This is a genomic window from Eubacterium maltosivorans (assembly GCF_002441855.2).
GTDB classification, from domain to species: Bacteria; Bacillota; Clostridia; order Eubacteriales; family Eubacteriaceae; genus Eubacterium; species Eubacterium maltosivorans.
The window spans coordinates 2,825,267-2,852,246 of record NZ_CP029487.1 but is presented as its reverse complement, the minus strand read 5'-3'; the positions used below and the strand labels follow the sequence as shown (position 1 = coordinate 2,852,246).

11 protein-coding genes are annotated in these 26,980 nt (G+C 49.8%); 8 read left to right on the top strand and 3 right to left on the bottom strand.

All coding sequences use genetic code 11. From position 1 onward, the window contains the following. Positions 1 to 3 precede the first annotated feature (3 nt). From CPZ25_RS13375 to CPZ25_RS13360, 4 genes are read left to right on the top strand one after another with little or no spacing between them, the layout of a single operon-like run. A complete protein-coding gene (locus tag CPZ25_RS13375) occupies positions 4 to 1,458 on the top strand; it encodes an NAD(P)/FAD-dependent oxidoreductase (RefSeq protein WP_096918826.1) in 1,455 nt (484 codons plus the stop codon). 10 nt (positions 1,459 to 1,468) lie between these two features. Continuing rightward, complete coding sequence (locus CPZ25_RS13370) at positions 1,469 to 2,734, top strand: NAD(P)/FAD-dependent oxidoreductase (protein WP_096918825.1); 1,266 nt, start codon at positions 1,469 to 1,471, stop codon at positions 2,732 to 2,734. Between the two features lie 4 nt (positions 2,735 to 2,738). Continuing rightward, the gene (locus CPZ25_RS13365; protein ID WP_096918824.1) at positions 2,739 to 3,107 is read left to right on the top strand and encodes a DUF1667 domain-containing protein; all 369 of its coding nucleotides are present in this window, start codon (positions 2,739 to 2,741) and stop codon (positions 3,105 to 3,107) included. A gap of 56 nt (positions 3,108 to 3,163) precedes the next feature. Further along, positions 3,164 to 4,729 (top strand): FGGY-family carbohydrate kinase, encoded by a 1,566-nt coding sequence (locus tag CPZ25_RS13360; RefSeq protein ID WP_074616367.1) that lies wholly within the window; start codon positions 3,164 to 3,166, stop codon positions 4,727 to 4,729. Positions 4,730 to 4,804: 75 nt separating this feature from the next. Here CPZ25_RS13360 and CPZ25_RS13355 read toward each other — a convergent pair whose 3' ends face one another. Further along, positions 4,805 to 5,650, bottom strand: a complete 846-nt coding sequence (locus CPZ25_RS13355; protein ID WP_243129305.1) for a MurR/RpiR family transcriptional regulator — start codon at positions 5,648 to 5,650, stop codon at positions 4,805 to 4,807. A 252-nt stretch (positions 5,651 to 5,902) separates the two neighbouring features. Between CPZ25_RS13355 and CPZ25_RS13350 the strand changes: the two genes are divergently transcribed. From CPZ25_RS13350 to deoC, 3 genes are read left to right on the top strand one after another with little or no spacing between them, the layout of a single operon-like run. Beyond that, positions 5,903 to 6,976 (top strand): galactitol-1-phosphate 5-dehydrogenase, encoded by a 1,074-nt coding sequence (locus CPZ25_RS13350; RefSeq protein WP_341473479.1) that lies wholly within the window; start codon positions 5,903 to 5,905, stop codon positions 6,974 to 6,976. A gap of 51 nt (positions 6,977 to 7,027) precedes the next feature. Then, the gene (locus CPZ25_RS13345) at positions 7,028 to 8,545 is read left to right on the top strand and encodes an FGGY-family carbohydrate kinase (protein ID WP_058692985.1); all 1,518 of its coding nucleotides are present in this window, start codon (positions 7,028 to 7,030) and stop codon (positions 8,543 to 8,545) included. Positions 8,546 to 8,558: 13 nt separating this feature from the next. Next, positions 8,559 to 9,224: a deoxyribose-phosphate aldolase gene (gene deoC / locus CPZ25_RS13340; protein ID WP_096918822.1), complete on the top strand. Its 666-nt coding sequence runs from the start codon at positions 8,559 to 8,561 to the stop codon at positions 9,222 to 9,224. Between the two features lie 51 nt (positions 9,225 to 9,275). On the opposite strand, the gene CPZ25_RS13335 is transcribed toward deoC, so the two are convergent. Beyond that, a complete protein-coding gene (locus tag CPZ25_RS13335; protein ID WP_096918821.1) occupies positions 9,276 to 16,676 on the bottom strand; it encodes an InlB B-repeat-containing protein in 7,401 nt (2,466 codons plus the stop codon). Between the two features lie 289 nt (positions 16,677 to 16,965). Here CPZ25_RS13335 and CPZ25_RS13330 point away from each other — a divergent pair, with 289 nt between their 5' ends. Continuing rightward, entirely contained in the window at positions 16,966 to 18,147 is a 1,182-nt protein-coding gene (locus CPZ25_RS13330) for an RNA polymerase sigma factor (protein WP_167495233.1), read from the top strand. 73 nt (positions 18,148 to 18,220) lie between these two features. On the opposite strand, the gene CPZ25_RS13325 is transcribed toward CPZ25_RS13330, so the two are convergent. Further along, positions 18,221 to 26,764, bottom strand: a complete 8,544-nt coding sequence (locus CPZ25_RS13325; RefSeq protein ID WP_096918819.1) for an InlB B-repeat-containing protein — start codon at positions 26,762 to 26,764, stop codon at positions 18,221 to 18,223. Positions 26,765 to 26,980: the final 216 nt, after the last annotated feature.

The following is a 26,980-nucleotide window of genomic DNA, read 5'->3' as shown; positions in this document are numbered from 1 at the left end:
AAAATGTATGATCTTGTGATCATCGGCGCCGGTGTTACCGGCTGCTGCATAGCACGTGAAATATCAAAATATGAAATAAACGCATGCGTCATCGAAAAAGGGGACGATGTCGCTTCGGGAACCTCAAAGGCCAACACCGGTGTTATCCACACCGGCCTTGAGGCTGACCCGGGCTCCTTGATGGCAAAGTTATGCGTTGAAGGTAATCGATTAATGTGGGAGCTTTCTGAGGAGCTGGATTTTCCGGTAAAGAAAAACGGAAAATTCATTGTCTGTACCCATGAGGAAGACCTGCCAAAGCTTCAGGAGCAGCTGGATCACGCCGAGAAAAACGGCGTTCCGGGCTGCCGCATCGTCTCAAGGGATGAAGTGCTGCGGCTTGAACCTAACCTCACAGAGCGGACTGTCGCCGCGCTCTATGCGCCCACCGGCGGTGTGATCTGTCCCTTTAATCTCGCCATCGCCATGGGTGAAAACGCCAACGTCAACGGCGTGGCGTTCAAATTTGAAACCGAAGCCTATGACATTGTTAAGGGCGACGGCTTCTACACCATCAAAACCAGCCGCGGCGATATCCAGACAAAGGCCATCGCCAATTCTGCCGGCGTTTACGCCGATAAATTTCACAACATGGTCAGTGAAAAGAAAATTCACATCACTCCCAGAAAGGGCGAGTATATTTTCTTTGACAAATCACTCGAAACCATCTTCAACGCGACGGTAGTACCTCTGCCCGGAAAAATGGGTAAGGGCATCGCCGCTTCCCAGACTATCCACGGCAACTTCTTTGTAGGGCCAACCGCAGCCGACGTGGACGACAAGGAATCCTTCCAGACCACTCAGGAGGTGCTGGACTCACTAAAGGAAATTGCCGCTTCACCTGATTTTCTGCATAAAAATCCTCTGCCGCTGGGCAAGATTATCACCTCCTTTGTAGGCCTGCGGGCACACGAGGACCACCACGAATTCATTGTCGAGGAGGTGGCCGACGCTGAAAACTTCTTTGACGCCGCCGGTATCGAATCGCCGGGTCTCACAAGCTCACCGGCCATTGGCGTCATGCTCTCCGGGATCATCGCGGAGAAAATGCAGCTTAAAAAGAAAACAAACTTCATCGCCAGACGCAAGGGTGTCCTGAAATTTGACAGCCTGTCCAACGAAGAAAAAATGGCGCTCATCAAGGAAAAACCCGAATACGGCAATATTGTCTGCCGCTGTGAGATGGTCACCGAGGGCGAAATCATGGACGCCATCAACCGTCCCATCGGCGCAAAATCCATGGATTCTGTCAAGCGCAGAACCCGGGCTGGTATGGGCCGCTGCCAGGCAGGCTTCTGTACGCCGCGCACCATGGAGATTCTCTCCAGAGAGCTGGGCGTTAAAATGACAGATATCACCAAAAAGGGCGGCGCATCGCAGCTTCTGATCGGCTGTGACAAAGAAATCGGACAGAAATGAGAGGTTGATTATGAAGTCTTATGAAATAGTCATCATCGGCGGAGGGCCGGCAGGACTTGCGGCCGCCATTTCCGCCAAAAAAGAAGGCGCCGGCGATATCTTAATTGTGGAACGTGACAAACGGCTCGGCGGCATTTTAAACCAGTGTATTCACAATGGCTTTGGCCTTCACACCTTTAAGGAAGAGCTGACCGGCCCCGAGTACGCCCAGCGTTTTATTGACGATGTTACCCGTCTGGGGATTGAGTACAAGCTGAACACTATGGTGGTAGACATCACCGAGGATAAGGTGCTCACCATCATGAACAGCACCGACGGCCTGATTAAACTTAAGGCAGAAGCCATTGTGCTGGCTATGGGCTGCCGGGAACGCCCCAGAGGCGCGCTCAATATACCAGGCTTTCGACCAGCTGGCATTTACAGCGCCGGCACTGCCCAGCGCTTTGTCAACATCGAGGGCTTTATGCCCGGCCGCGAAATCGTTATTCTGGGCTCTGGAGATATTGGCCTCATCATGGCGAGACGCCTGACCCTGGAGGGGGCAAAGGTAAAGGTCGTGGCAGAGATCATGCCTTATTCCGGCGGCCTTAAGCGCAACATCGTCCAATGCCTGGACGATTACGGCATTCCGCTCAGGCTGAGCCACACAGTCGTAAATATCAAAGGGCAGGAACGGGTGGAGGGTGTCACCATTGCCCAGGTGGACGAAAATATGAAACCTGTTCCCGGAACTGAGGAGGAATACAGCTGTGACACGCTCCTGCTGTCAGTCGGTCTCATTCCTGAAAATGAGCTCTCCAGTCAAATGGGTGTAGACCTTGACCAAAAAACAAACGGCCCGGTGGTCAACGAAAGCTTTGAGACCAATGTGGAAGGTGTTTTTGCCTGCGGCAACGTGCTCCATGTCCACGATCTGGTCGACTATGTTTCTGAGGAAGCTGCCTGCGCGGGAAAATGCGCGGCGGAATATGTCCGGAAGCAGTTAAAAGCAGAGGCAGGGCCGGTCATCGAGCTGGCCACAGGGGAAGGTATCAGCTACACAGTGCCCAGAACCATTGACCTGAGCCGTATGAGTGAAACCCTTAAAGTCCGCTTCCGTGTCAGCGGCGTCTACGAAAACAGTTATATTTCCGTTTACTTTGATGACAAACGCGTCAAGCACCGGAAAAAGAGAATTGTCACCCCAGGGGAAATGGAAGAAATTGAACTCACCAGGCAGGATCTCCAGGCTGAACCGGACTTAAAACAGATTCTGATTAAAATCGAGGAGGCCTAAGCATATGGAAAAACAAATTACCTGTATCGGATGCCCGCTCGGCTGCGCTGTCACCATCACCATGGAGCAGGGGGAAATTACCAGCGTCACCGGATACACCTGCAGCCGCGGCGAAAAGTATGCGCGCAAAGAGGTTACACATCCCACCCGGATCGTCACCTCCATTGTCAAAGTCAATGAAGGGGATATCCAGATGGTATCCGTCAAGACAGAATCCGACATACCAAAGAACAAAATATTCGACTGCATGGAGGCCATCCGTGAAATCGTTGTAACTGCACCTGTAAAAATTGGGGATATCATTGTACCGGATGTCTGCGGCACCGGCGTCAATGTTATTGCCACCAAAAACATTGACAAAAAAGCTTGCTAGCATAAAACACAATTGATCGGGAAAATTTAAATTAATTTAAAATAAGGGGTAAAATCATGAAAGAAAAAAAATATGTAGTAGGTATCGACTTAGGAACAACCAGTGCGAGAACCGTCGTGTTTGATTTTGACGGCAATGAAATCGGCTCAGGCCAGATCATGAATCCGCTGACTTATCCAGCTCCCGGACGCCAGGAATGTGACGGCGACGAGCTCATCAAGCATTTATACCGCACCACCCGTCTTGCCATTGACAACAGCGGCGTTGATCCTGAAGAAATCGCGGCCATCAGTACAGACGTGTTCCGCTGCACCGTGGCTCTGCGCGATGAAAACGGCGGCTTCACCATGCCCATCATTATCTGGCAGGATATGCGGAGCGCCGAAATGATCCCCGAGGTTGAACGCAAGCTTGTAGCGGCAGGCTTATCTGCCGATGAGCTGTACGACCGCTGCGGTATGCCGCTAGGCGGCGTCAACCCGCAGAGCAATCTCCAGTGGATTCTGAAAAACATGCCGGAAGCCTATGAAAAAGCCGCTACCATTCACACCATGATGGGCCTTGTCACCAAAGCTTACGGCGCGGACGATTATTACGACGACATTAACGATACCCCATGGGTACAGCTCAACGGTCCAGACTTCCAGTATGACCCGCAGATCTGTGCAGCCCTCGGCATTGATATTAATAAAATGGCGCCGCTGCGGCAGCCAGGCACCATCATCGGCAAGGTAACCGCTGAGGTTTCCGCGAGAACCGGCCTGGCGGAGGGCACCCCTATCGTCATGGGTACCGGCGACCAGCAGTCGGGCTGCCTGGGCTGCGGCTGTGTGCGTGAGGGCGTGGGCTACGCCTGCGGCGGTACTGCCGGTATCGTAGCCGGCAAATCCTTTAACCTGCTGCGCGACCCATCCAGAAGATGCTACGTTTTAGGCACACCTGACGGCGCATGGGTTATGGAAGGGGTTGCCAACGCCTCCGGCTCTGCCTTCAAATGGTTTAAGGAACAGTTCTGCGATGTTGAACAGCTGGCCGCGGAATCCCTCGACATCAGCGTTTACGACTTCCTGACCTCTGTAGCCACCAAATCGAACCCTGGGGCAAACGGCCTTTTCTTCCTGCCTTACTTTGCCGGGGCGGTTACGCCAAACCAGAACCCCAACGCCCGCGGCACCTATATCGGTATGACTGTCGGACACACCAAGGAAGACTTTATCCGCGCCACCATGGAAGGCGTGAACTATGATATCCGCGACATGCTGGACGCCATGGTCTCCGGCGGCGCGCCAGACTTTGACATGGTCCGCCTGACTGGCGGCATCTTCCGCTCAGAGCTCTGGTGCCAGATGCAGGCCGATATCTTCAACCGCTCCTGCGAGGTGGTCGCTGTGGAAGAAGCTACAGCCCTCGGCTGCGCGATGGTGGCCGCTGTCGGCGTGGGCATCTACAAGGACTTCGAAGAAGCCGAAAAACACATGGTAAAAATCCGCAGACGCTATGAGCCCAATCCGGAAAACGTAAAACGCTACGAGGACGCCTTCCGTACCTGGCAACAGATTTACAAATCCCTGTCTACCGGCGCCTTTGACCAGGTGGTAGCCTTCCAGGATAAATACCGCTAAACCCTCCCTGACCATATTGATCAAACTTATCTCCTGTCTTTTAAGAGCAGCCCCGCGGCTGCTCTTATTTATTTCTCAGGTCTTGTTCAGCGCCACGGCGATACGGGACTTGTTCATCTCTTCAAAATAAACGTCCTCATTCTGCATAAAGGTCGCAATATAAAGAATATCAATGATGGTCAGCTGCACAATACGCGACGCCATGGCCTCAGAATGATATTTCTTATCATTGGTCGAGCTCAGCAGATAAAGATCTGACATTTTGGCCAGGCTTGAGTTGGAATAGCTGGTCAGGCTGATAATTTTACTTCCGTTTTTCCGGGCAATGGACACCGCATTCAGTACCTCCTGACTCTCCCCGGTGTGCGACACCGCTATGAAAAGATCATCCGGTGTCGAATGCGCACAGATAATATTCATCTGGTGGGGGTCGGGATGACTGCACACATTGATGCCGATATTGCCAAATTTGTGCAGCGCATCCTGTGAAATAGACGCTGACGCGCCCACGCCAAAAAAGAGAACCCGCTTCGACGCTGCGAGAAACTCAAGGAACTCGGCAATAGTGTCTTCACTCAAGGTCTGCTCCAGGTCATTGATGGCTGTTACATTGTGCTTGATGACTTTTTTCTTAATGGTCGCCAGGCCATCCTCCTCACTCAGCTCTTCATTAAGGGTTTCACCCGGCTTTTCTGTCAATTCCTTTGCCAGGTTAATACGAAAAACCTGGTAAGAATCGTATTCCAGCTTTTTAAGCAGCCGCATGACCGTTGTCTCGCTGGTGTCGCCCTTCCCGGCCAGCTCTGTGATTGATAGCAAAGTCACCTTCTCCGGTTCACACAGGATATAATCCGCTAAACGCTTCTGTGCCTTTGAAAAGGTATTGTATTTTATTCTGATATCTGATAAAAGAGATTTCAAGGTACCCTTTACCTCCATTCTATATTTTATTTATCTTTTTATTCTTTTTATAAGATTGATTATACTTTATAATTTTGCTTTTGTAAAACATTTAAAAACGCAAAAAATTAATTAACAGAAAATTTTTTACGCTTTTTGTTGACAACCTCAAAAAATCATGCTAGAATAAGTTCAAAATTTACGGTAAATAATTTACTTTAGTAAATAATAAACCGTAAATATTTCAAGCAAACTTTTCATTTAAGGAGGATTATGATGAAAGCAGTACGTATGTATAAACCCGGAGATTTAAGAGTTGAAGATGTGCCAAAACCAGAGATGATGCCCGATGAAGCCATGGTTAAGGTGAAGGCAGTCGGCCTCTGCGGATCGGATATTCCGAGAGCGCTGGTTTACGGGGCGCATGTTTCTCCCATTACCATCGGCCATGAGTTTTCCGGTGAAATCGAAGCCGTTGGCTCAGAAGTCAAGAATTTCAAGCCGGGTGACCGCGTTGTGGTTCCGCCGCTTATTCCATGCGGCGAATGCGAATGGTGCCAGAAGGGGATTTACTCCTTATGCGAAGATTATGACTACTATGGTTCAAGACGTGACGGCGCGCTGGCCGAATACGTATCTGTTAAAGAATCTAACCTGTTAAAGGTTCCCGACAAGGTTTCCTTTGAGGACGCCGCGACCCTCGACCCATGCGCAAACGCATACCACGGCCTGATGCGCGGTAACTTTAAAGAGGGCGACAGCGTCTGTGTTGTGGGCACTGGCCCCATCGGTTTATTTGCAGCGCAGTACGCCAAATTATACGGCGCTTCCAAGGTGATCGCAGTGGACGTCTGGGATGAAAAGCTGGAAATCGCCAAAAAGGTGGGCGCAGACGTAGTCATCAACTCCACCAAGGAGGACGCGGTCGAAGCGGTTCACCAGGCAACAGATGGCAAGGGGGCAAACATCGTCATCGACTTTTCCGGCGCACCAATCGCGCAAAAGCAGTGTATCTTAATGGCCAGCAAAATGGGCCGTGTCGTTTTCCTGGGCATTTCTCACAAAGGCCTGGATTTAAGCGAAAAAGAAGTAGACACCATCATGAGAAGCCAGCTGAGCGTTGTCGGTTCATGGAACTCCTTCACCAAACCATATCCCGGTGAAGACTGGACAGAATCCTTAAAGGGCTTTGATGAAAAGGGCATGACCGCCAAGGATATCATCAGCCACCGTCTGCCGCTTTCCGACGCGCCCGCTGTACTCAGCGAAATCGCCAAGGGCGGCTACTTTTATAATAAAGTCATGTTCTATCCCGACGGTTATGACGGGGATTTTGACACGGTTTAATACAATTTGTTTTTAAAATAAATCTATAGGGAATTTAAGAGGAGAATCATTATGTACGAAGCTCAATATTTTATGGGAGTTGACACCGGAACACAGAGTGTGCGTGTTGTTGTTGCAGATATCAGTGGGAATATCGTCGCCAGTGACGAGCAGGTTTATGAAACCTATTATCCGCAGCCTGGCTGGGCGGAACAAAAACCCGCGGACTGGTGGAGCTGTTTTAACAAAGCGGTTGAAAATGTGACTAAAAACTTATCAATGGGGATCCGCTACAGCATTAAATCCATCAGTGTCTGCTCAACCTCATCCACAGTTTTAGCTGTCGACGAACAGGGGAACCCGATGATGGACGCCATCATGTGGATGGACACCCGCGCGGTTAAGGAAATGGAAAAAATCAACGCCACTGCCGATCCGGTGCTGGAATACTGCGGCGGGGAAGACTCCGTTGAATGGATGATCCCAAAAACGCTCTGGATCAAAAACAATAAACCAGAAATTTACAAGGACAGCTACAAAATAATCGAGCAGCTGGACTGGATGAACTATCAGCTGTGCGGTACCTTTGCCACCTCCATCTGCCAGGCTGCCTGCAAATGGAATTATGTATCCTGCGAGGGCGGATGGAACAGCGAATTTTTCAAAAAAATCGGTCTGGAAGATTACGAAGAAAAACTCGTCACCGATGTCAGACGCCTCGGCGAAGAACTGGGGAAAATTGACCCGGCCTTTGCGGAAAAATATGACTTAAACCCGGATATGATGGTTGTGCAGGGGGGCATCGACGCCCACATCGGTATGCTTGGTCTTGGCGTTGCAAGACCGGGCAAAATGGCGATGATCATGGGCACCAGCTTTGTACAGCTCGCCTTTGCCAATGCCGATGAAAAACTAAAGCTTGAAGGTATCTGGGGGCCTTACAATGAACCGGTTGTACCAAACGCGTGGCTTCTGGAGGGCGGCCAGATTTCTGCCGGCTCCATTGTCAAATGGTTCATGCGTGAGTTTGACCTGAACAAAATGGAAAACCCCTATGCTTACATGAATGAACAGGTCGAAAAAATCGCGCCCGGTTCTGACGGCTTAGTGGCTCTGGATTTCTTCCAGGGGAACCGTACACCATACAAAGATCCAAACGCAAAGGGCGTCATCTACGGCCTCACCTTAAGCCACACCAAAGCGCACATCTACCGCGCTTTACTGGAATCCGTTGCCCTGGGCACAAAAAACATCATCGACAACTTTGAAAAACAGGGCTGCCCGGTCGATATGGTCGTCGGCTGCGGCGGGGTCACAAAGGACGCCACCTGGATGCAGATCATCGCAGACGCTACCGGAAAACCCATCATCGTTACCGTTGATCCAAGCGCCGGTGCACTGGGCTGTACCATCGTCGCCGCTGTCGGCGCAAAAGCCTACCCAGACTTTGAGCAGGCCACCAAGGGGATGGTCAAGGAAGCCTACACTGTTACCCCGAACCCGGACGTATACGATGATTACCAGAAGGTATTCGATACCTATGTTGAATTATATGAAGAACTAAAAGGCACCATGTCTAAAGAAAGATAGAGGAATTGACAAAATGAACAATCAGGAAATTTTAAGCCACATTGACCATACCTTATTAAAACCCTTTTCCACCTGGGAACAGATCGCAGAAATCTGCAATGACGCCATTGAAAACAAGACTGCGTCTGTCTGTATCCCGCCATCCTTTGTAAAACCTGTTAAAGAAGCCTACGGCGATAAGCTCACCATCTGCACGGTTATCGGCTTCCCTCTTGGCTACAATACCACTGCCACCAAGGTTTTTGAAGCAAAAGAAGCCGTAAAAGAAGGCGCGGCTGAGATCGATATGGTCATCAACATCGGCGCTTTAAAGGACGGCAAATACGATTTTGTCCAGAATGAAATCGCAGAGATCAAAAAAGCGGTGGGGGATAACATCCTGAAAGTGATCGTTGAAACCTGCTTCCTGACAGAGGAAGAAAAAATTGCAATCTGCGAGCTGGTCACCGCCGCTGGAGCAGATTTCATCAAAACTTCTACCGGTTTCGGCACCGCTGGCGCCACCAGAGAGGATATCCGCCTGTTTAAAGAACACATTGGCCCAAAGGTTAAGATGAAAGCCGCGGGCGGCGTGAAAACCAAAGAAGACCTGATCGACTTCCTGGAGCTCGGCTGTGAGCGTATCGGTACCAGCTCTGCTGTCTCCATGCTCAAGGGTGGGGAAGCTCAGGGGTATTAAAAAAACAAACCCAATCTGCAGGAACAGCCTGCAGGTTGGGTTTTCTTTTATTTAGAACATTTTATGGCTCCGCTTTCTGATAAAGACTGCTGCCGCATCCAGTAAAACCAACAGTCCAAAAATAACAGACCATGGATCAAACAGCCTCAAGCTCAGGCTCAGGGGCTGCGTGAGGAAGAAAAGCGTTAATAATACAAGGGATATCAAGGTGGTAGTCCAGCGGATTACCTTATTCTTCTTTAAAGATGTCATCATCAAGAGCATTGCTCCCATAACGGCCAGCAAGTTAAAGACGGATATCTCTCTGCTGCCCAGAATCGCCGCATTGCTACTATTCCCGACAATATGACTGAGCAGGCTTTCACCTTCGCCGCTGATCCAGCGCTCCACAGTGCTTTTCTGCGTTTTTCTTCCAGGCTTTCCACTTATTTTAGAAGCAGAGGCAGCACTCTGACCACTATCCCTTATGCCAGTATTTGGCGCAATACTGCTGGCTTTAGCCGTGCGCGGCAGGATTTTGTCAGCTTCCTTCTGGATCTTATCCAGTACGCTGCCCTCTGCATTCGTGTCTGGTATATCCAAACTTGGCGGATCAATTGAAGGCCCTGATGCATCGGGATTTTCTGGTTTATCAGGCTCCGCCGGGTTATCAGGCTCAGGCGGCAGTGCCGTATCCTTTGCGAACTCGACCTGTACCGTCTGTGTCTGTGTTATGTTCGTAAGTGTGACACTGCTTTTATCCAGTAAATCTTTGCGCTCAGCATTGTTGACGAACACCCTGGCAGTATGCCAGTCCTCAGCCGGTTTCCAGCTGACGGAATAATCTCCATGCTCTGGAACGCTGCTGTTTCCTGCGCTGATGGTTCCATTACCAGCAATAATCCCTGTGATAACCGGCCATGCTTTTGATGGCGTTTCATCTGTATCTTTTTTGAAAATAACCTCAACATGATGGTCGGTGTCAATCTTTTCAAACTTCACACTGCCTTTATTTTCCGGATTTTTAATCGGAGTATTGTCAACCTTCACACTTTCCACATGCCATCCTCTGTCTGCTTCCCAGAACACTTCATAGGTTGCACCCGTTTCGACTGTTTTTGTACCGTTAACCTGCCCCTGTCCATTTTTAGAAACCGTTATGCAGTGCTGTACTCCCGGAGTTGGCGGTATGGGCTGACAGACTACCTGCACACGGTGGTTTGCGGTAATATTTTCAAAGGTGACGCTTCCGGCAGACTTCAAGTCATCACGAACAACATTATCAATAATCACTGTTGTGATATAGGCATTGCTGCCCGGTTTCCAGCTGATGGTAACTGTTTCATTTTCGTCTACAATCCGGCTGCTGTCAATGATGCTTCCAATACCGCCGACGATTTCGGTGGTGATAGTATAGGTTTTGGCCGGCTCATCAGGCTTTTCCGGTTCATCAGGAGAGCCGGTCTTTCCGAATTCAACAGCGATAAAATGATCTTGGACGACATTTTCAAAGGCAACATAGTCCGTAGTTAACAGATCGTCCCTTTTTACACCGTCAATATAGATTGCCTTTACCGTATAATCACTGCTGTCCGGTGCCCAGGTTACCGTAGAGGTATCACCCCTTGCCACCACCGATGAAGCGCTGATGCTGCCGCCGGTTGTGCACTCTGTTGTGATATTAAACGCATCGGTATCTGGTGCCGGATTGGTGTCTGGTTTTCCCAGAACGACCTCGATACTGTGGTCGGTATTCACTTGACTGAAGGCATAGCTTCTCAAATCTTTTACCGCACCACTGAGTGGCTGGCCATCTACCCTTACGGCTTTGACCTCATAGACAGTATCGGACCAGCTCCAGTCAATACTGATATTGCTTCCTTCTTCAATATTTCCAGCCAGTGATGGTGTAATGGACGCGCCGGGAGCACCGGTAATGCTGGTGCTGACGCTGTATTTGGGCACCGTCTCCGGCGGCGCCTTTTCAACAGGCCTGAGCTGGACGGTTATCTGATAAGGATCTGCGATATCACTTAAAATCAAATGATTATCCGCATAGCTTACAGGAATCGGGACACCACTGGCAGTCACTGAAACACCGGCCGTCGCATAGCCTTCGTCGGGCATCCATGAAACCTCCATGCTGCCACCCTTTTCAACAGAGCTTCCGGCAGTGATGGTGCCAGTACCGCCCTCCATTCCTGTCGCTACTGGAAATAATTCTGTGGGCGTGCTGCCATCCAGCCGCTCTGTTTTCACCTTTATGCGATGATTATCCACGATTTTATTGTTGCTGTCTGATGGTACGTCAATGACAACGCTACTGTTGTCACCCGCAGGCTGTGGTTCATCCTCAGACATTGACATTAAAGCCGCAGGCTGCGGGGAGGACACTGTCTGTTCTTCACCATCGTCAATTTGATAGCTCTTGACATACCAGCCCTCTGAAGCTTTTGCGGCTACCGTATAGGTTTCATCATTGTAAAAAACGGTTTTTGTCGGATCGATGGAGCCCTGGCCTTCTACCATTGTTGCAATTTTTAACAGGTTCGGCTTCAGGATAACCTCTACCTTTGTTTCAGCTTCAGCCTTAACCTCAATGTGTCCTGTGGTCACTGCTTCCGCTGCCACCTCCTGCCGCTCTCCGTTGACCAGAATATGATCAACCAGATACCGCTTGTCTTCGGGGGCATTCCACTCTACCTTGTAGGATTCGTCCTTATCGACGACGGCAGAGCTGCTGATTTCGCCCGGACCTCCTACAAGCACCGTCTCTACAGGTACTTTATCAATCGGTGGATTTTCGCCGTTTTTTTCAAAAACCGCTTTAACTGTGTGATCCTCCCTGATATCATTGAAAACCACCTTTTTCGCTGTCATAATATCCGCGCCTGCAGGCTGCCCATCAATGGTAATGGATTTTACAGTATAACCCGAATCCTCAGACCATGCAATTTCTCTGGATGCACCTTCTTTTACCACACCGGTTTCTGTAATGACACCACCTTCATTTCGGACAGTGCTCACTGTATAATAGCCCGGCAGGGCAGAGGGACTGCTATCTGGCAGCTTTTCTTCAAAATGAACTTCCACCTTGTGGTCTGCGTTCATATCACTGAAGGTAAAGCTTCCACCATCCTGAAGGGGCCGCGCGGAACCATCCACAACAACTCCTGTGACCCGGTACAAATCACCCGCGTTCCATGTCACCGTATGGTTTTCACCTGCTGCGATTGTCTGGGTTTCTGTCAGGGAAGTGGTGGCATCGCCGCCAACTTTCACGGTCTGCACGGTATAATAGACCGCCTCGCCGGACGGGGCGTCCGCGTCCTTTTCAAAAATGACATAAACGGTACGGTTTCTGTCCGCCCTTGACTGTGTATAGCTGCCGCTGTGTCCATTGCCCAGCAGCTCGTCATGAACGCCATTGTCGATCATCACCTGGGCGACGTGATAGCCCTCGTCTGCTTTCCAGCTCACAGAATACCTGCTGCCCTCATCGACTGTTTTAGAAAGATCGATGGTTCCATGACCCACCTTAGCGGTCAGGATGTCATAAACCTTTTTCCATTGCGCCTTGGCTGTCATGGCGTCTCCTGAAACCTGCCCTTCATTCTTGACGGTTTCAGCCGTGATGCTTTCTTCCCCGAATTTCCAGCCGTCAAAACGCCATTGCTGCCCCTGGCTGTCCATCCAATTCTGAGGCGTTTCCGGCAGTTTATCGCCGATGGCCTGTCCGTAAACCATATTTACCTTGGCTGCCTCTGTCCCCTGGGGGCCGTAGTCAAAGGTAATGACATAACCGGTATTCTGCCAGACAGCGTATAGTATTGTGGGGCTGTCCGCTTTAAAATCCTTTCCAAGCTTGTCCTCAGAAATCAGCTCAGCAGCTGAAAAATCTTTGTCTGTCGCAGCAAAATCTGTGTGTGGCTTGGCCGACCAGCCCAGAAATTTATAGCCCGCCCTTGCGTTTGCCTGTGCGTTCATATCTGGCAGGGTAAAGGTGTTATCGGCTGAGACATTGACCTTTTCGCCATATTGCTTCAGCTGGTCTGCTGTCTCTGGGGTATCACCGACCTGCTTCTGGCTGCTGTCTAGAAAGGTTATCTGGGCATCTTTGAATACACTGTAGATTTCCAGTTGCGTGTTTTTCCCGGCTGCTGCGTTCTCCGCGTCCCTGGCAAAGACCTCTTTTCCAAAGAGATCCTTTGTGATTTTGCTGTCCTTTGTAAAGGCACTGTCCTTTTCCTCCTCTGTCTCTGCCGCCGGTGCCACAGCCTTCGACGGGTCCTCCACGCTCCAGCCTGTAAAAAGGCGGGATTTTGGCTTGCCTTCATCATCGACTGCTGTGGTATCCACAAAATTTTCGGCTATCGGCGCGCCGTTAAAAGAGGGAAAATCATTTTCCTGGACCGAGCCGTTATAGGCGATGTCCTTAACAGTTCTGCCGTCGCCGGGTTTTGCCGGTTCAGCGGCAGACGGATCAAAATCGAAATGGACATCATAGGCGTTGTTTTCCCAGACCGCATATGCCTTTGTATCCGCAGACACAATGGATTTACCAGGAATAAAGGCATTGGCCGGCTCGGTATAGTCCGGGCTGTCAGGATTGGCGGCTGTAAATGCCTGCAGCTCCTGTTTGAAATCAGCCAGACGGATATCGCCATCTGTCATTTCCTCATCCTTTGTGCTGTCTGGCACCACCTGGCTGTTTTTTGACCAGCCTGCGAACGTGTATCCTATACGGGATGGGGCGTCAATGGTGGTTTCCGCACCGTCATTGCCAGTTACTTTTTTCTGCAGCGCTGTTGTTCTGTCGCCAGCCTTGAGTGTCCGTTCGCCAGTGCTGTCGCCGTAGATGTCAAATACTGCTTTATCCTCAGCCGTATTCCGGTCAGCCTCATCAAACCCTTCGGGATTTGCGTATTCGGCCACATCCGGGTCTTCTGCTTTTACATTGTTGTAGTAGGTGATGGTGAGGGGGTCTGTGACGGTGAGGGTTTTACTGTCCTCATAGGTCGTGACCGCACCTGAACCCCCCGCTACAGGTATTTCCCATCTATACTTGATTCGATAGGTTCCCCGGTCGTCAGAGGTTGCCGTTCCTGATACATCCTCGCTGCCATTTGTAAAATCTTTCTCTCCACGAAATTTAGCGTCCAGGTTATTCTGAGACAAATCTGAAATCAGTGTCTCAATTTCCTTGCCGGGGTTGTCCTTATCCTTTGTCACCTTATATACCGTAGTGGTTATTTTTCCACGGTCATTATTTGTGCTGTCTACAGCGATGTTTGTATAACCGGTATCTATAATATCCGGATTATATCGGATGGCTGACAGACTGGAACCGCCTGAATTTTTCATAATATTATCCAATTCCTCTGCGCTGGTCTTGACAAAGGCAATGGTGTTCCGGTGGTTATATTTCTGGTCAACATCTGCGACAAGCCCGCCGTCATTTTTCTGCAGTCCCACATATATCCGAGAATCCTTAGAGCCCGGCGCCAGAGGATGGTCACTCTCGCCAAGAGACATTGTAGTGGTAGGAATAATACGCATGGCCCGTTTACCGACAACGGTATTCTCACCTTCTGTCATAGCGACCTCCACATTTGCCCAGCCGACACCTGGGTACATCCTGGTGATATGGTCATCCTGAACCAATGTCCCGTCTTCTTTAACGGTGCGTCCAATGGTCAGTACCGGCGGATTGATCATCTCCTTTTCCGGGTTTCCATCTGCGCCCAGTACCGGTTCGCCTTTGTCGTCCTTTTTTGTCTGTTCAATCTGGAGTGGGCTGGCGTCGCTGCCGGCTGTCCATTTGACATTGTATTTGCCGGTGTCAACCACCGTGTTATTGCTGAAGGTCGGCGGCTTTAAAATATTCCGAACCGTGTCGTAGCCCTTGATGGCCCCAGTATTTTTATCCTTCTCAACGTTAAAGATTGCGCTGGATGCCGAAGCCGCTGAATAAGCCCTGGCAGTCAGCCGTTCGTAATCAGAGGAAAAGGCTGTATCTGCCGGGTTTGCGAGCGTATTTAACTGCGGATATAAGCCGCTTTCAATGGTGTAGGCATCCATCGGCTGCTTCTGGAGCTCCTCGGTGGTGAGGCCTGTGATTCCATCCTGCTTATCGGTGGTACCGCCCTTGGCGTACTCACCCATGGCAGTGGTCTGTTTATCGTAATAGCAGTTTGAATAAGTGGCTGTGCTTGCGCTTGAGCCTACAAAACCGCCGACAGACGCCGCCGCGGTTCCCGGCACTGTGGTTAAGCCGCCGACTTCACCTGCCGCGTAGCAATTTTTAAAACTCGGACTTGATGCGGCATACCCAACGAAACCACCCATGCTGGTCCCGCTGTTTAACATGCCCACCATTGTTGTAGAGTAGCAATTATTAAACTCAACTGTCGTATTTGTGTGTCCTGTAAAACCTCCGATGCTGCTTGTTCCCTCTACACTGCCTGCGGCCCAGCAATTATTAAAAATAGTTTTTCGTAATTCTGGACATCCCACAAATCCACCAGTATATTGTGTGCTATAAACCACATTATTCGTAAAACAATTATTCATCGTATATCCGCCGCTGCATGAGACAAAACCACCAGAGTGACCGCCTCCGGTATTAATAACAGCACCGTCAATAGCATAACAATTGGTGATAATCCCACCAGAAATAGGTCCAAATAAGCCACCACAGCATTGGCTTCCTGTTATATAAACCCTTTTAGCATAACAATTTGTTACTGTTATACCATTAGCAATTTGGGCTGAGTTACCGATTAAACCACTCGCTCCATAAAACCCGGTCTTTACTAAAGAGTTTTCAATACCGATACTTTCAATAGCAACTCTATCATCTGCATACCCAATAACTGCAACACCCTGTACTCCAGTGGCGGTTGTACATATTTTCGCACTGTCGAAATATAAATTTTTTAGAGAAGTATCCTTTCCCGTTGACGCAATAAAACCCGTATGTCCACTGGCAGTCTCAACATTTAAATTGTATAGGGTCGGGTATTCCCTGCCACCATAATAGCTGCAGTTTCCATCCCGCTGGCCTTCAATGCTGATGGCTCCTGTCAGCGTTACCGGTTCCCATTTTGGCGGCACAGCATCTTCACGCCCGCCCATATCCATATCTGCTGCAATGACAATTTTCGCAATGCTGTTTGTGCTGTACTGCGTCATAGCCCAACGCAACGCCTCCGGTGTTGTTACCGTACATATATTTCCAGTAATATCCGCACCTGCCGGCTTTGTTGTGACACTATTTATACCATCCCACACGGGTATCCCGTCTTCTGCAGAAAAGGTTTTAAACTTAATTTCTGCCTCATAGGCATCCCTTATATCTTCATTTTTCGCTTCCGCCGTTTCCGGCATCGCCACAGCCATCATGCCTAGCAGAAAGATGATAATCATCATCATGCATCCCAAACACCTTATTCCCTTTTTCGCGCCACTCATTTTACTCTCCTCACTTCTTACCTTTTTTATTGTTCAGGGGAAGCTTCATATTCCTTATTTATATCTGTTTTGCTCTTTTCTGTCATTTTAAACTTTTTTTTACCGGATTCCAAGAATCCCTGATAAAGCGTTCCCTGATTTTTTAGACCATCTTTTTTGGAAAAAGGGTTCATTTTTTATGCCTGTGTCTAAAAAATTTTCTGTTCTTGACAGAATGCTGGGATTGGCCTATCCTATAATCATGAATAAAATGAGCCCAAAACTTAAGAAAAAAATTGAATCCTTACTCGTGGCATATGGAAAAGGGGACTGTTCAGCCTTTGAGGAGGTATACCGGCTTGCCTACAACTTTCAGTTTCTTCAGGCCTGTCAATTTCTCGGCGATGCCTGCATGGCAGAGGACGTTGTCCAGGAGACCTTTCTGCGCCTTTATAAAAACCCCGAGAAAATCGCCAATATCCGCTATCCCTACGCTTATCTGAAACAGATTACCTATAATCTCTGTATCGATAAAATCTCCTCACCGATCAACACGAATGAGTGCCGGGCGGACGAGGAGCTTCTGTGTTTTATCGAGGATGAACGGCCGGATGTTTCTCCAGAATCCCATGCTGTTCTCACAGCCGCCAGCGATGAGCTGAACGCTGCGCTCCAGACGCTTCCGCTGGATGAGCGGACTATTTTTATCATGCGTTTTGTTGACGAGCTGAAAATAAACGAAATCGTTCTTGCTACTGGGTTGTCGAAAAGTACGGTTAAGCGCAAAATCCAAACTGCCAGAGAGCACATGAAAAATATACTTCATCCCAGATGGATGCCTGGTTTTCTGCTCACTGGAACGCTGGCTTCCTTTGTCCAGAAGGGATTTACCGATTTTGCCATGGACACAGCGAGGGCAGACAGTATCCTTTACGCGCTGATGGAACACGGCTCTGAGCTGGCAGGGCAGGGAAGCGCTGCTGGCATCTCCGCACAAGCGGTATCCTCCATATCCGCCAACTCCAAGTTTTCTGTCTTTTTCTCGTCCTTAAATTCCTCGACCCTTATCACTGCAACCTGTACGGTAGTGGTGACCGGAGCGGTGCTGATTGCGCCATCGGCCATTCATCACAGCATTGTAACGGCAGATGATACAACAGAATCCCTTGAACCGGAACCCTATACCCTTGCTGAAGAAAATCTGGAAGCGGCAAATGCCTCCACAGACACACAAATACCAGAACTGGTTTCCTATGAGTGCATCGACGGGACCATTGTGCTGACTTTAAAGGACGACTCCTCCGGTGTCGATTACGCTGCCATAACTGCCACTTCGGATGCCGGACCTATCCCTCCTGTTAACATCAACGAGGCTGAAAACCAGGTGACCTTTGAAATCTCAAATGCGCCTTTAATGGTCAATATTTGCGATAAAGCAGGGAATAGCGGGAGCATGGTTATTGAACCCGACCCGGCCCCTGAGCAGCCATAACCACCATTGCAAAAGCATAACAAAAACGCCCCTTTAGACGCTGTCTGCTGGCAGCCATCCAAAGGGGTATTTTTTATTGAGGGGTATCTTCCTTTTCTTTTTGATCTCCCAGCAAAATTAACATCAGTGCTCCCATCAGAAGCAGTATCAGGAAGAGGGGAGACCACTTATCAAAAAAGGTAAATTTCAAAATCAGCGGTTGTGTGGCAAAGAACAAGATAACCGCAGTAAGCGAGGCAATGACGCCAAAGCCCCATGCCCGTTTTTTAAACAGGAAGGCCGCCAGAGTCAGCACAATCACACCAGAGGTCGCAAACAGGTCAAGGAGCGATAATGTGCTGGCGCTGTCTTTTAACCCAAACAGTTTCTGAAGCAGGGGCTTCTGGCCGTTTTCCTGCGCCACACGGTCTCTGATTCCGGTAACTGGCGCAATGCTGCTCATGGTCACCTGTGTTGTTTTTTCAAACATTGAAGCCGGTTCACTATTTACAGCTCCGCCGCTATACTGTCCGCTGTCATGACCTCCCTGTCCGTCTCCATCGGGATAACCCGGCGTAACAGCTCCTTCGCCAGATGGGGAATCGGTTTTTTTATAGGAAACCCGGATATCCTGGCTGTTTTCCACGTGCTTAAGGTCAATTCCATTTTTCCCAATGAGGTCTGGGCGTTCTTCGCCGTTTATCCAGACCATCTCAACCACGTATCCCTCTGCCGGTGTCCAACGGACAGAGGCGTTCTCTCCTTTTTCTATTGTCATGCCGCCGCTGATGGTTCCAAGTCCGCCCGTGATCCCTGTTGTTATCTGAACCTGCTCGCCTGGGGAGGGCACGATGCCGTCTTCTTTTTCAAAGATAACATTGACGGTATGGTCTTTTCCGATGCTGTCAAAAGTGATTTCATCTTTTTGGGTAAGCTGTGGCTGAACCACGCCGTCAATCTCTACCCGGACTGCTTTCCAGCCTTTTTCAGGCTTCCAGGCAACTGTGTAGCTGCTGCCTTTTTCCAGGCTGGCCGTAGGCGTGATGTAGCCCTGTCCCTCAATTGAGGTGCCGATCTCATAAAAATCTTTCTGAGTTTCCCCACCGCTTCCGGCTGGGGTATAGATTACCGTAATCTGGTGATCCTCTGTGACGTTGTCAAAGGTAATACGGTCTTTATCTCTGAGGTCATCGCGGACGACGCCATCCACAATAACAGTGCCGACCTCCTGGCCTTCGCCTGGCTGCCAGTGAACCGTATGGCTTTGGCCGTCCGGCACAGCTGCGGTGCTGTCGATGCTGCCGCTGCCTCCGCCAATAGTGGTGTCGATGGTGTGTTCATGCTTTTGTCCGCCGCTTCCGCCGTCTTTTTCAAAAGTCACCTCAACCTGATGGCTCATCTGAATGTCCTTAAAGCCTGCGCTGTCCTTATCCACAAGATCCGGCCGCTCAACGCCGTCCACAATCACCCTGGCCACTCTGTAGCCTTCGTCCGCTTTCCAGGTAACCCGATGATCTGCTCCTTTATCAACGGTTACGGTAGGGCTTATGGCGCCTCCGGCATTGCGGAGGGTAGAGATGGTATACTGGCTATTTTCGCCGGGTATATCACTAGGATCCTGACTTTTTTCCCTCAGGATAACCTCAATCCGGTGATCGGCCTGAATGTCTGTAAAATCATAGGCTGTGGCCTCCTTCAAGCTGTCAACAAGGTTTCCGTCAATCCTCACCTCCTGTACCTCATAGCGGCTGCTGTCAATCTTCCATTCAATGTGCTTCTGGCCCCCCGGGGCTATGCCCACGATGGATGGGGTAATCTCTCCCTCGCCGTTTTTCACGGCTGTCTCAATGGCGTAACGCGTCTCTGGTGCTTCTGGCGTTTCGGGGTCACTGCTGCCAGAGCTATTGTTTCCTTTCATGCCAATGGTCACAATGATGTCATAATGGTCATGAATATCCTCCAGGCTCAGACTGCCCTCAGACACAGAAGACGCGAGGTCCAGCCGTTCTACGCCGTTGACGGTCACGGTCACTTTTTTGACCTCATAGGTGTCCGGAATCCCTGTCCATTGAACGGTTGTTCCTTCTCCACCTTCAAACATCCCTGTACCGTTCACTGTCCCCGGGCCGCCTTCAATATGGCCTGTGACAGTGTACATCTGTTCCTCAGAGGGTGGCACTTCACCGTTCTTAGCATAAATTACCTTTACCTCGTGGTCTGTGGTAATACCGCTGACCGGTACGACGACCTGGTCGCCGACAATGTTTGTATCAATTTCGTTTTTTTCTGCCGCATACACAATCTGTTCCGCGAAAGGATTTTTGATACTGGCTGTCTGCTGCGCATCCGGGTCTTTATACTCGTGGATGGTCTCGCCGTCAACCTTGACTTTCCATAAATACCAGCCCTCGTCCGGCTGAGCGTTAACCTCATAATCCTGTCCGTAGAACAAGGTGGCCGAGGGGGAGATGGTTCCTTTTCCAGCGACCGCTGTCTGAATATTGTACAGATTTGGCTTCAGGATAACCTTGACTACCTGATCCTCCTCGATCGCGTTAAATTCTTCAACGCTCATATCCTTGCTGTGCTCCTCATCATTGACGAGCACCTTGTCCACCACATAATAATTGTAATATTCGCCGTCCGGCTTTGCGATTTCATCCGGAAGCTTCCATTCAACTTTATAGTCGCTGCCCTTTTCAACCACGGCAGAGCTGGTGATCTCACCCGGTCCACCAACCAGACTGGTAATGATCTGAACCTTTTCTATGGGATCAGGTTGGCTGCCGGATTCTGCCTTTTTAAAGACAACATCCACAACATGGTCAGCGTCTGTCTGGTTAAAGTCAAAGGAGCCCGCCGCGATTTCCCCTGGTGTCAGTATTCTTTCATGATCTGTCCCCTGGTCAATAATAATACGCTCGACGCTGTAAGGCGCCAGTGCTGACCAGCTGACGGTATGGTCGCTGCCCGGCTTAACCACACTGCTCGGTGTCAGGAAGGTTTTCCCATTTTCTGAAGGGTCGCCTCCGATATGGTTGGTGGTGATGGTATAAAAACCTGGGGTTGTGCTGCCGCCAATAGAGGTGCTCTTTTCATAAATCACTTCTACAAAGTGGTCACTCTGTATGCCGGTAAAGGGAATGAATCCCTCATCACTGGCCGGATAGCTTACGCCATCCACGATCACCTGTGCCACATAGTATTTTTCCGCAGCTTTCCATTCAACCACATAGCTGCCTTTTTTGTCTCCCGGAAGCGTCTTGGTAGGACTCAGGAAGCAGTCGTCGCTGCCGCCGGTCTTTTTGGTATAAACTGTATAAAAACTGTTCTCTCCGGGCACTGGGCTGCCTTCGGTTTTTTCAAAGGTCACATAAACATGATGATCTGCCGTAATATTCTCAAATGCCACACTCCCGGCTGCTCCGCCATTCAGCAGATCATCGCGGATCTGTCCGTCGACCATGACCCTGCTTGCTACATATCCGTCATCCGGCTTCCAGGCCACTGTCGTGGCAGCCCCCTCCTCAAAGTTTCCAGTACCGCCGGTAATACTTCCCCGGCCATATTTAGAAGCAGTTATCTCAAAGAGTCTGCTCCAGACAGCTTTCAGACTGACATCGGACGCTGGCATGGTCTCAGGAAAGGCATAAAAACCGTCTTCCAGACTTCCATCTGCTCTCACAGTCTTCCAGCCCTTAAAGGCATAACCTGAAGCCACTGGATTTTGGGGTGGGGTAAGGCTGGAGCCGTAGGGCAGGGTAATCGGGGCAAGCTGCTCTCCGTGGCCATTCATGTCAAAACGAATCGTTGCGTTGACACGGTCGTAGTAAAGTCTCAGCACCAGGTGGGTGCTGTCGCCGGTGATCACTCCCTTGACCGGTTGTTTTCCGTCCTTGTCCCCTTTACATATAAATCCTGTATAAGCCTTTGAGATGGCGGTTACCTCTGTTCCGGTGGTCCCCGCCAGAGTGTCTGTCTCTGCCAGAGTATAACTGTCTCTGTCTACATTTTGCCTGTAATGCTCTACTGTATAAGGCGTGTTGATATCACTGCTCCATTTAGCATAAAAGCTCTGGTCTCTGGCTGCTGTAAAGTTTTGGCTAAAGTCATAGGGCTCGCCGCCCTGGTTTTCTCTGTCCGCATACCATCCGGCAAAAATATAGCCGTCCCGTACCGGGCTGGCCTCTGGCGTTTTATAAGGCTGGTCTGTTGTCTGTTCAATATTCTGAACGCTCTGTCCCGCCCCAAAACTGCCGCCGTTAGCGTCAAAAACTGCCATATAGGCATTGGCGCTCCACAGTGCGTAGACTTCCATTTCCTTTTCAGTAATCCGCGTATTCTGGTCAAAATTATTGACAGCCTTATCCAACGACCAGCCCATAAAGCGGTAACCGCTCCGGACAGGTTCCTGTGGATATCGACCAACCTCGCTCAGAGTCTGCTCGTATTTTATGGCGTTAACTTCCTGATACGGTGTCTCTGGGTTATTGATATTTGGATAAAAGCGCACCGTTAACGGCACGTAACGCCAGACCGCATAATAGGTTATTTCTTTTTCAAAGCCTTCATAGGGTTTTTCTGAGCCGGCTGGCAGTTCATCATCAAAGGTCTGTTCAAAATCCAGAGGTTCCTCTGCCTTCCTCGACCAACCCATGAATTCAAAGCCTTCGCGCGCTGGCTCAGCCTGTGGCCGGGTGTACAAACCGCCGTAAAGGATAACAGCTGCCTCCACAAAGTGATGGTCTGTACTGTCATTCATCTTAAAGACCAAGGTTCCCGCCGCCTCCCGGAACACAGGGTAGACATGCGTATTTGCCGTGACTGCGTAGTCTGCATTCACATTGGCATCTGCTGTTTCAGCATCTGGCGTTAATGCCCATCCGATAAATACTTTTCCTTCAGGCGGCGCCGGGCTGCCTGTTGGAAACTGACCGCCGATGGCCTGGCCTGAGGGAATATTTTCGACAGCCATAAAGGTTTCTGAATTTTCGCCGCTCTCTTTGTGGAAGGTGACATCATAGACCTTCTCATACTGAGCCTGAAGGTCAAGGACATTGTCACTGCCCACCGACGCGTCGCCAACATGATAGACAGTCTCCTCTGTGACTGCCTCTGTGGTATGCTCCCGGTTGACCCATCCGGTAAAATGATATTTCTGGCCTGAACTGTCTGTGTAATATTGATAGTCCCTCATATCCGGCAGAGCAATCCTTTCTCCGTAGATACCCGTCTGACTGAGGGTATCTTCGGGAGTGTCACTGCCCTTTACATAAGCATTGACCGTGTAGGTATTATCACGCCAGACTGCATAATATTTTAAAACAGGCTCCTGTCCGTCATAGGTGGCGCCCTCTGGAAAAACGTCGGTAAATTCGTCTTCAGCTGGCCCCTGTGGGGTGAACAGCTTAACTGGTTCCTCCGACCATCCTAAAAAGACACGGCTGTTTTCCCACGAGGGATCATCAGGTCGGGTGAGGGCGGCGCCGAAATTTACCGTTCCGCCGGCGCCTGAGATTAAAGCGCCACCATTGCCAGGTTTGTCCAGAGCAGTATTTTTATTGTCGTAAAATTTACAACTTCCCGTACTGTAAACAAAAACCGGGTAGACATCAATAGTGCTGCTGTTGTCAAAATCAAAATTCTTTAACGGATTGTCCTTTGCTGTTTTATCGCCCTGAGTAATGGCTGTATCTTCTGTAAAATTCCCCGCAAAGATAAACTGCTTACCATCTTTATAGGGATTGAGCGTGCTCCAGCCCATAAATCTTTTGGCAGTACCGTCAACGGTGCAGGTCGCTCCCAGCGCCAGATCAGCCGGGAAAGCCTCTGCGCCTTTTTGGACTATGGCAGTGTCGTAGGGAATATCCGCCACGTTTTTTTCTGCCGGCACCACACCGTCCGACAGGATGATTTCTTTGCCGTTTTCCATAAAATTAAATTTCACATCATAATTTTTGGGCTGCCACAGGGCGTAAACCTTCAGGGTTTCAACATTGGGAAGAGCCGTTTCATCGGTAAAATCCGCGGCGCTGGCAGTCTTATCCACTGACCAGCCCACAAAGGTATAGCCTGTGCGGTCCGGGTCTGCGGGCATGTCCACATTTTTATCCTTCAATGTCTCACCAACCAGCAGCTGGACGGTTGAGCTTCCCTCCGGCAGGACGGCGTAGCTCTCCACTGTGTCATCGTGGACGCCGTCGTTCCATTTAAACTGAATAGTCATCGGATCACGCACGATGACACGTTTGCTGTTAGTTAATTCGGCAGTCTGCCCATTTTCAATGGTCCAGGTGTATTTAATGGTGTAGGTTCCTTTATCCTCCGAGGTAAAGGTTCCGCCTGCGAATAAATCTTTGTAGTGCTGCTGCTGTTCCGTTGTGCCGCTGCGCAGCAGATCCGCTGACAGAGTGCCGTCAGGATTTTCTTTAAAGATTTCCACCTTGACACTGCCGTTCTTTGCAGAAACAGTGACATTTGGATTGTAGGTCGTATCATTCAATGGATAATTGATTGGAGTTATTGTATTTCCAGTCGCCAGCTGTGCTGCCGTGGCGTAGACAAGGCTGACGCCTGGCCGGTGGTCGTAGGTGTTTTTCCCTGCGATATTCGGATACAGGTAGGTATCCTTGCCTGCGTCCAGGCTGCCCTGGCCGCCGCTCAGGGAGAGCACCGAGGTGGGGACAATCCGCAGCGACCGGCGGCCGATCACGGTATCTGCGCCCTGTGTGTAGGGCACCTGCACATCTGCCCACCCAATGCCCGGCGCCATATTGGTCACCTGATCGTTATTCGGAGTGTTCAGGGCGTTGGTTCGCCCGATGGTCAGAACCTGCGTATCTTTAACAATACCACTCTCGATATCCCGGGCTGTCCAGTTGATCTTAAAGCTGCTGCCCTTTGCCATGGCGTCATTACTGAGGGGGAAGAGCTCGGTGATCTCCCGGACGGTATCGTAGTCTGTCAGGTTTTCTGCCGTGGTGTTATCCCGCATAAAGGCCGTGGTGACCGAGGCCGCTGAGTAGGCCTTGGCGGTGAGCTTATCCTCCTCGCTGGTGAAGCCGTCTGCTTCGGTGAAAGCTTTGAGCTGAGGGTACAGGCCCTCGAAAGAGACCCAGACATCACCATTAATCTGCGAGGCAGTGTTCGCCATGTTTTTTGTTGTGAGACCAATAATACCGGCAAAATTAGTATTTACCGTTCCCACAGCGCGCTCACGCATGGCCGAGGTCTGTTTGTCATAGTAACATCTGTCAAACGGGCTTTGTGCCTGGGAATTTAACTTCTGTCCAATGAATCCACCGATGGTACTGTTCTCACCTTCCGTCGTTGTGGTGAGTGTGCCGACTTCCCCTGCAGAAAAACAATTGATAAAAGATGCGTTTGTCGTAGGTTCTTCAATCTGGCCAATAAATCCGCCTTGTGCACTGGCGGCATTTTGCATACCGACCATGGCGGTGCTGTAGCAGTTTTCAAAAATATAGCTATGAGTCTCACTATTTACAGATGATCCTGTCCCCGCAACAAAACCTCCTAAAACCGAACCGCCTTCGATGCGTCCTGATGAAAAGCAATTGATGAATTGAGATGTATGACTCCTGCCTCTATAAGGCGGTGCGTAGTAACTGTCCTCTGGATGCCCTACAAAAGCACCGGTTGTCGTATTTGCGTATGCCCGCACATTGGTAAAGCAATCTTTAATAATGTAATTTCCAGCACAGGATGTGAAAGCACCAGAATGATGCTGCGTACGGACAGTACCGTCAACGGCATAGCAGTTTTCAACAAAGCCGCTGATGGGTCCAAAAATATTCCCAGAACAACCTGTTCCATTCACATAAACGTTCTTCGCGTGGCAATTTGAAGCGTAAACACGGCCATAACTTCCAGACGGACGGTAATAAGAACCTCCAATTAATCCGCCTCCAAACCCATTGGATTGAATTAAGGCGTGCTCCAGACTGACCTCTTCCATAGAAATATAAGTACTGATGTTTGTCCCTGTAAATAATCCACTCTGCATCTGGGCAGACACCACCTTAATATTTTTCGCGATAATCGGCTGGCTCCAAGAGCCAATCAAGCCACCCCCAGTGGTATTTAAATTATAAATGGTGTGTCCGTTGCCGTCCATAAAAACTTTACTGCTTAAATCAGCTGTCGACCATGTCCTGTCCCGTCCGCCCATATCCAGATCGCTCATCAGCCTGAAGCTTTTCTGATTTGTAATAGCCCAGCGCAGTTGTTCTGGAAAATAGATTTCATAGTACGCTACCTCTTCCGTTTCTTCTGCCGGCAGCATAAGGGTCCCGTCTCCCGCTACATTGATTGCTTTATATTGGACGGTCTCTTGTAAAACTTGATGTGGTATGACCGCAGCATCCTTTTCGGGGTCTCCATCATTTTTAGTGGAAACAGCATTGCTGCCGCTCCATTTAGGGACAGCGTCTTGCGTCTCTGTCCATCCCTCATTGCCGTAGCCCTTAAACTCCGCCACATCGCTGGCCCAGTCATCTGCTGCCTGGACGTTTCCCGGCTCCAGAGCAGAGCCCAGCCCGGCGGGCAGGCTCACAACGGCCATGATCATCGTCAGCGCCATGACCATGATCTGTTTGATAAATTTCTTTTTACCTCTCATCCTTACTCCTCCATCATATTAAATCAATGTTAAAGCCCTGCGCTGGATTTTTTCGACGAGCACAGGCGCTGATTCTTTTAAACCGTTAATAAGACGCACAGACTTTTCAAAAAGGTTCATTTTTTCTGAATTCTTAAGAAAAAAATTTTCTTATGGCTGGTCTTAATGTTTTTAAACTTGACAAGCCAGGCAGATTAGCTTACAGTTTAGTTAGAT